Origin of the sequence: Litoreibacter roseus, assembly GCF_009811795.1 — a bacterium.
Lineage (GTDB): Bacteria > Pseudomonadota > Alphaproteobacteria > Rhodobacterales > Rhodobacteraceae > Litoreibacter > Litoreibacter roseus.
The window spans coordinates 1,416,409-1,423,177 of sequence record NZ_BLJE01000001.1 but is presented as its reverse complement, the minus strand read 5'-3'; the positions used below and the strand labels follow the sequence as shown (position 1 = coordinate 1,423,177).

The 6,769-nt window shown below is 55.4% G+C and carries 9 protein-coding genes; all 9 read left to right on the top strand.

The window, feature by feature from the left end; translation table 11 throughout:
* Positions 1-238 precede the first annotated feature (238 nt).
* Complete coding sequence (gene ubiG / locus KIN_RS06955; RefSeq protein WP_243144834.1) at positions 239-958, top strand: bifunctional 2-polyprenyl-6-hydroxyphenol methylase/3-demethylubiquinol 3-O-methyltransferase UbiG; 720 nt, start codon at positions 239-241, stop codon at positions 956-958.
* Positions 951-1,364, top strand: a complete 414-nt coding sequence (locus tag KIN_RS06950; RefSeq protein WP_159805250.1) for a DUF4149 domain-containing protein — start codon at positions 951-953, stop codon at positions 1,362-1,364. The genes ubiG and KIN_RS06950 overlap by 8 nt, the downstream gene beginning before the upstream one ends.
* A gap of 101 nt (positions 1,365-1,465) precedes the next feature.
* On the top strand, positions 1,466-2,662 hold the full coding sequence (pcaF, locus tag KIN_RS06945) for a 3-oxoadipyl-CoA thiolase (RefSeq protein ID WP_159805248.1): 1,197 nt from the start codon (positions 1,466-1,468) through the stop codon (positions 2,660-2,662).
* Between the two features lie 15 nt (positions 2,663-2,677).
* The gene (gene paaA / locus KIN_RS06940; RefSeq protein ID WP_159805246.1) at positions 2,678-3,670 is read left to right on the top strand and encodes a 1,2-phenylacetyl-CoA epoxidase subunit PaaA; all 993 of its coding nucleotides are present in this window, start codon (positions 2,678-2,680) and stop codon (positions 3,668-3,670) included.
* Positions 3,670-4,146 carry a DUF3291 domain-containing protein gene (locus tag KIN_RS06935; protein ID WP_174239094.1) on the top strand — a complete coding sequence of 159 codons (477 nt, stop codon included), beginning with the start codon at positions 3,670-3,672 and terminating at the stop codon, positions 4,144-4,146. The genes paaA and KIN_RS06935 overlap by 1 nt, the downstream gene beginning before the upstream one ends.
* Positions 4,147-4,194: 48 nt before the next feature.
* Entirely contained in the window at positions 4,195-4,488 is a 294-nt protein-coding gene (paaB, locus tag KIN_RS06930; RefSeq protein ID WP_159805244.1) for a 1,2-phenylacetyl-CoA epoxidase subunit PaaB, read from the top strand.
* Positions 4,488-5,240 (top strand): 1,2-phenylacetyl-CoA epoxidase subunit PaaC, encoded by a 753-nt coding sequence (gene paaC, locus KIN_RS06925; RefSeq protein ID WP_159805242.1) that lies wholly within the window; start codon positions 4,488-4,490, stop codon positions 5,238-5,240. The genes paaB and paaC overlap by 1 nt, the downstream gene beginning before the upstream one ends.
* Positions 5,234-5,704 (top strand): 1,2-phenylacetyl-CoA epoxidase subunit PaaD, encoded by a 471-nt coding sequence (gene paaD / locus KIN_RS06920; protein ID WP_159805240.1) that lies wholly within the window; start codon positions 5,234-5,236, stop codon positions 5,702-5,704. The genes paaC and paaD overlap by 7 nt, the downstream gene beginning before the upstream one ends.
* A gap of 3 nt (positions 5,705-5,707) precedes the next feature.
* Complete coding sequence (locus tag KIN_RS06915; RefSeq protein WP_159805238.1) at positions 5,708-6,769, top strand: 2Fe-2S iron-sulfur cluster-binding protein; 1,062 nt, start codon at positions 5,708-5,710, stop codon at positions 6,767-6,769.

Sequence of the window (6,769 nt, the reverse complement as noted above, 5' to 3'; positions counted from 1 at the left end):
CGCTCGCTCATCATCACCCATCCCATGTCCGCTCACCCTCACATCGTTTTGCGAGGAGAGTGACACTTCTGAATTGCTCATAGGTGACATTATCGCTTTGCGACTTCAATGAATTTTCCAATAATCAGTATTATGTAAATAAAGTACACGCCAGACACAGCGCGTCAGAATGACACCTGACTTCTCCACGTATGCCGCTAAATCACCTTTCATCTCATGTTATATGGATGATTTAATCTTGGCTGATGGTACGCGAAACAACCTGGCGATCTACGACGATGTGGCAGCTGACTGGTGGTCGGACGATATCAGATGGGTGCGTACGCTCAAGAATATGGTTCCTGCGCGCCTGAAATACTTCGAGAAAACAGTCTCTTGGGCCGACAAAGACATTTTGGATGTCGGTTGTGCCGGTGGGTTTGTTGCCGAGGAACTTTCAAAGCGCGGTGGTCGGGTCATCGGCATTGATCCCGCGGCAGATGCGATCGAAGCGGCAAAGCAGCATGCAGCACAGAATGCATTAGAGATCAGCTACGATGTCGGAATTGGCGAGGAATTACCCTATGAGAACAATAGCTTCGACCACGTTGTTTGTGTAGACGTTTTAGAGCATGTGCAAAGTGTTCCGCAGGTTTTGGCCGAAATTGCACGTGTCTTGCGGCCCGATGGATATTTTCTATTCGACACGATAAACCGAAATCCTATTGCCCGGTTTGCAACCATCACCATCGCAGAGGATGTTTTGGGTCTGCTGCCCAAAGGCACGCATGACCCAGCGATGTTTATCAAGCCAGACGAACTGCGCGGAAAGCTTGTGGCGGCTGGCTTCAGCCCTGATCCATTCAAAGGGCTTGGCCTTGTAGGACTTAACAAACGTGGTGATTTCGTTTTTGGGCAGGTTCCCCTGAAGGCAGTCATCTACATGGGCGTCGCGCAGTTGACGAACACACATGATTGATGCCCTGTCTCTGCTCTTTATCGCCACTTTGTTTGGGGGAATGGTGCTCTATTCTTTCGGGTTTGCGGCTTTCTTGTTCAAACATCTTCCGGCGACCGAAGCGGGTGCCCTACTCCGCCAAGCATTCCCTTGGTACTATGTCTTCGTCATCGGTATCGCGATACTTGCCGGTATATTTTTACTGATATCCGGTCGTGTTTTGTTAAGCGCGTGCATCGCATTTGTACTTTTGTCGGCTGCGTATGCGCGGCAGGATCTGATGGTAAAGATAAACGATGCCAGTGACGCACGGGCTGCAGGCATGGACGGCGCGAAAGGACGCTTTAATCTTTTGCACACCTGGTCCGTCATTCTCAATTTTGTTCAGCTTGCGGCTGTCGGTTACGTGCTGGTTGCCGTCGCATAAAGCATAACAAAAAATATATTTTGTTGCTGATTATGTAACGTATTGTTGCGAGATCCGTAAACCTGTGGTATCCATTTCTTCTACCAGCAGTGAAGGACGTTATGACTGCCTATATTCTTGATGCCGTCAGAACTCCGATCGGTCGCTACGGTGGCTCTTTATCGTCGGTGCGTGCAGATGATTTGGCTGCTCTGCCTCTGACCGCGTTGTTGCAGCGAAACCCGGATATCGACTGGTCCGCACTTGATGATGTCATATTGGGTGATGCCAATCAGGCCGGAGAAGACAACCGGAATGTGGCGCGCATGGCCGCGCTTCTTTCGGGATTGCCCGTTGATGTGCCGGGTGTAACACTCAACCGGCTGTGTGCGTCTGGTATGGATGCGGTTGGCCTTGCAGCGCGCGGAATCAAGGCGGGCGACTATCGACTGGCCATTGCCGGTGGCGTAGAAAGTATGAGCCGCGCGCCCTTTGTGATGCCGAAGGCGCCAGCGGCGTTTTCAAGATCGGCAGAGGTCTATGATACAACCATTGGCTGGCGCTTCGTGAACCCGAAGATAAAGGCAGATCATGATACGCATTCCATGCCGGAAACCGCTGATAACGTTGCAGAAGACTATCAAATATCACGGGCAGATCAGGATGCATTTGCCACCCGGTCCCAACAGCGGTGGCAGGCGGCAAACCAGCGCGGTCTCTTTGCCGACGAAATTATCCCGGTCACCCTGCCCCAACGCAAAGGCGAGCCGATTGTTTTTGACATCGATGAGCATCCAAGGCCCGGCACGAGCGCTGAGAAACTTGGCAGTCTGAAACCCATCAACGGCGCGGGTTTAACAGTGACTGCCGGCAATGCGTCGGGCGTCAACGACGGCGCCGCTGCGCTTCTGCTCGGCAACGAGGAGGCTGCGAAGAACGGCGCACCGCTGGCGCGTGTCGTTGCGATGGCTGCCGCCGGTGTGCCGCCGCGCATCATGGGCATTGGTCCGGTGCCCGCCACACGCAAGGCTCTGAACCTCGCTGGTTTGAGCATTGATCAGATGGATGTCATTGAGCTGAACGAGGCGTTTGCCGCGCAGGCGTTGGCATCACTACGTGAACTTGGGATCGCGGATGACGCACCTTATGTTAATCCCAACGGTGGTGCGATTGCGATGGGACATCCTTTGGGGATGTCCGGTGCGCGCTTGGTGATGACCGCCGCTTATCAATTGAAGCGCACGGGCGGGCGATACGCGCTTTGCACCATGTGCGTTGGCGTCGGCCAGGGCGTTGCAATGATCCTTGAAGCCGCTTGAGGAAAGGTCTGTAAGATGTATGCACAGATGATAAAATCTACGGGAAGCTCGGTAAAATCTCTGAATGAGATGGACCCGCAAGAGCGCGCCTTTCAGGAACGGATCGACGCGGGTGAGAAGATCGAACCGAAGGAATGGATGCCTGACGGTTACCGGAAGAACCTCATCAGGCAGATTGGGCAGCACGCGCATTCGGAGATTGTCGGTCAGCTTCCCGAGGGCAACTGGATCACGCGGGCCCCCACCCTCGAGCGCAAAGCTATTCTTTTGGCGAAGGTTCAGGACGAGGCGGGGCATGGTCTCTATTTGTATTGCGCGGCCGAAACGCTCGGGGTCAGCCGCGATGAGTTGTTCGAGATGCTGCACGAAGGGAAGATGAAGTATTCCTCCATCTTTAACTATCCGACACTCACATGGGCGGATATGGGGGCCGTCGGCTGGCTTGTCGATGGCGCGGCGATTATGAACCAAGTGCCGTTGCAGAGAACATCCTACGGTCCCTATGCCCGTGCGATGATCCGGATCTGTAAGGAGGAAAGTTTTCACCAGCGCCAGGGCTTCGACATCATGATGAAGATGGCAAATGGCACCGCGGCGCAAAAGCGGATGGCCCAGGATGCACTGGATCGGTTCTGGTACCCGGCCCTGATGATGTTTGGACCATCGGATAAAGACAGCGTGCACTCCGCACAGTCTATGGCGTGGAAAATCAAGATGAACACCAATGACGAGCTTCGGCAGAAGTTTGTTGACCAGACTGTCCCGCAGGCGGAATATCTTGGTTTGACTGTGCCGGACAACGACCTGAAAAAGAATGAAGAAACGGGTCACTATGACTTCACGCAGCCAGACTGGGCGGAATTCTTTGACGTATTGAAAGGCAACGGTCCGTGCAATGCTGACCGCATGGCCGCACGGAAAGAAGCGTGGGATGGTGGCGCGTGGGTGCGAGAGGCTATGGCGGCACATGCTGCGAAAAAGAAAGCGGCAAAGTTGGCAGCCGAATAATGCAGTTGGCCGAGATCAATGTCGCCCGCCTTAAGCATGATCAGGACGATCCTCGGGTCGCTGATTTCATGAACAATTTGGATCGGATCAATGGGATTGCCGAACGCAGCGAGGGCTTTGTTTGGCGTCATATCGACGAAACGGGAAACGCAACGGCCACCCGTACTGATCCGGACCCACGGCTGATCTCCAACGTGTCCACTTGGAAAACCGTGCCTGACTTCGAACGGTTTGTGTGGGGCACGATCCACAAACAATTTTACCAACGCCGCGAGGAATGGTTCGACGCACTCGACAGTATGCATTTTGCCATGTGGTGGTTGCAGGACGGGCATCGACCGTCGATGGCAGAAGCGACAGATCGTCTGGCAGATTTGAATAAGAACGGCCCGAGCGAGCGCGTCTTTGGCTGGGCGGAATTACCTGAAGCAACGCTTTGGCGCACCGCTCAATGCGGTGAGGTCGCGGCCGAGTGAACCAAAGGCATCGGCATATCCCACCGTGGACAACAACTGAGGCAACATATGACAGCGACAGCAGAAGAATGGCCCCTTTGGGAAGTCTTTATCCGCGGTCAGCATGGGATGAGCCATCGTCATGTGGGCTCTCTGCATGCGGCCGACGAGGACGCAGCGATGAACAATGCGCGGGATGTGTACACCCGTCGCGGAGAAGGCGTTTCGATCTGGGTGGTGGAAAGTCGTCACATCACAGCCTCTTCCCCGGACGCAAAAGGACCGATGTACGAACCTGCAGATAGCAAAGTGTATCGCCACCCCACCTTCTTCGATATTCCAGACGATGTCGGGGCGATGTGATGGATCCACTGTTCGAATTCCTCCTTCGTCAGGGCGACAATACGCTCGTTCTGGGGCATCGAATCTCGGAATGGTGCGGCAAAGCTCCCGTCCTGGAAGAGGACATTGCGTTGGCGAACACCGCGCTCGATCTGATCGGTCAAACACAGATGTGGCTGGGATATGCAGCCGAGGTTGAAGGTGCCGGGCGGACCGCTGACGACCTTGCCTTCCTGCGGGATGCTTGGGATTTCCGAAACCTTTTGCTGCTGGAGCGTCCCAACGGTGATTTTGGTCACACCATGATGCGCCAATTTCTGTTCGACGCCTATCAGATCCAGAATTTGAAAGCCCTCGAGGCGTCAAGCGATCCGCGCATCGCAGAGATCGCGGTGAAGTCGGGGAAAGAAGCGACCTATCATCTGGACCGTTCCCGCGACACCGTTATCGCGCTTGGTGACGGAACATCCGAGAGCAATGCGCGGATGCAATCGGCGCTGGACGCTCTATGGCCCTATGCGGGTGAGATGTTTTTGGCGGATGAAATAGATCAGGCAATGGCTGCGGACCATATCGCACCCCTGCCACTGGAATATCGTGCGCCCTGGGAGGCCGCCGTCCTCCCTGCCCTTGCCGCTGCCGCGCTCAAAGTTCCTCAGGATGATTTCGCACATCAAGGCGGTAAAACAGGCAGGCGCCATTCTGAACATCTTGGACACATGCTGGCCACGATGCAGGTGCTTCAGCGATCTTATCCCGGTGCCACATGGTAACGCTGATCAGGCCCGATCCTGCGCAGATCAAAGCGTGGCTGCAGGACGTACCGGACCCCGAGATCCCGGTGATCTCTGTGATGGATCTGGGTATCGTTCGCGATGTCAGCTGGCGCGGGGACGTATTGGAAATCGCGGTGACGCCAACATATTCCGGCTGTCCGGCGACCTCGGTCATCGCGATGGATATCGAAACAGCCTTGAAGCAGCGCGGCATCGACGCGGTCAACATCAGGACGCAGTTGTCGCCCGCATGGACCACCGACTGGCTGACAGACGGGGCCAAAGCAAAGTTAGAGGCGTATGGCATCGCCCCACCACGACCCGCAGGTGGTCCGGCGCATTGCCCCCATTGCAAATCGAAAGATGTCGAAAAGGTCAGTCAGTTCGGCTCAACGCCTTGCAAGGCGCAGTGGCGGTGCCAGGCCTGTCTCGAACCCTTTGATTATTTCAAGTGCATCTGATCCATGGCTCAATTTCATACCCTGACAGTTACTGACCTGAAGAAGACCATCCGCGACGCGACGGTCGTAACGCTTGAGCCTGACGACCCTGAAGCGTTCGCTTTTACCCAAGGCCAGTATCTGACGTTCAAACGGGACTTCGATGGGGTAGAGCTGCGGCGGTCTTACTCGATTTGCGCTGGTCTCGATGACGGTGTCTTGCAGGTCGGAATAAAGCGTGTCGACGGCGGCGCGTTTTCCACTTGGGTTAACGAAGATTTGGCAGTGGGAGACAGCGTTCAGGCCATGCCGCCAATGGGGCGGTTCCATACCGAACTGGCACCTTGTGTTCGGAAGCACTACCTCGCCTTCGCGGGCGGGTCGGGCATAACGCCGATCCTGTCTATCCTGCGGACTGTCCTTGCGCGTGAGCCTCTCGCACGGTTCACGCTTGTCTACGCGAACCGCGCGCCCCATACGATCATGTTTCGAGAAGAACTGGAGGATCTGAAGAACCGCTACATGACCCGGTTCAACGTCGTGCATGTATTGGAGGACAACGCCCTCGATATTGACCTGTTTGCGGGGCGGATCGACGGCGAGAAATGCAGCGCCCTATTTCGTCATTGGATCAACCCCGCTGCAATCGATACCGCCTTTATTTGCGGGCCAGAGCCGATGATGTTGGCCATTCGCGATGCGCTTATGGACCATGGCCTGCGGAAGGATCAAATCAAGTACGAACTCTTTGCCAGCGGGCAGCCCGGTCGAGCAAGAAAGAAGGCTGTGAGCTCGGCTGCGGGTGGGCAGGATGCAACGGCGAAGGTCACACTTGACGGCACGACACGCAAGATTGAAATTCCAAAAGATATCAGCTTATTGGAAGCCGCACTTCAATCGAATGTCGATGCACCCCATGCGTGCAAGGCTGGTGTATGTTCCACATGTCGGGCGAAGGTCACGCAGGGCGAAGTTGAGATGGTCGCCAACCACGCGCTTGAAGACTATGAGGTGGCGCAGGGCTACGTCCTGACCTGCCAGTGTTATCCGCTGACCGAAGAAGTGGCGTTTGACTACGATCAATAG

Excerpts from the sequence above, each read along its gene's own strand:
- paaA (WP_159805246.1), top strand. The coding sequence starts at position 2,678 with ATGTATGCACAGATGATAAAATCTACGGGAAGCTCGGTAAAATCTCTG.
- paaB (WP_159805244.1), top strand. The coding sequence starts at position 4,195 with ATGACAGCGACAGCAGAAGAATGGCCCCTTTGGGAAGTCTTTATCCGC.
- paaC (WP_159805242.1), top strand. The coding sequence starts at position 4,488 with ATGGATCCACTGTTCGAATTCCTCCTTCGTCAGGGCGACAATACGCTC.
- pcaF (WP_159805248.1), top strand. The coding sequence starts at position 1,466 with ATGACTGCCTATATTCTTGATGCCGTCAGAACTCCGATCGGTCGCTAC.
- paaD (WP_159805240.1), top strand. The coding sequence starts at position 5,234 with ATGGTAACGCTGATCAGGCCCGATCCTGCGCAGATCAAAGCGTGGCTG.
- KIN_RS06915 (WP_159805238.1), top strand. The coding sequence starts at position 5,708 with ATGGCTCAATTTCATACCCTGACAGTTACTGACCTGAAGAAGACCATC.
- KIN_RS06950 (WP_159805250.1), top strand. The coding sequence starts at position 951 with ATGATTGATGCCCTGTCTCTGCTCTTTATCGCCACTTTGTTTGGGGGA.
- KIN_RS06935 (WP_174239094.1), top strand. The coding sequence starts at position 3,670 with ATGCAGTTGGCCGAGATCAATGTCGCCCGCCTTAAGCATGATCAGGAC.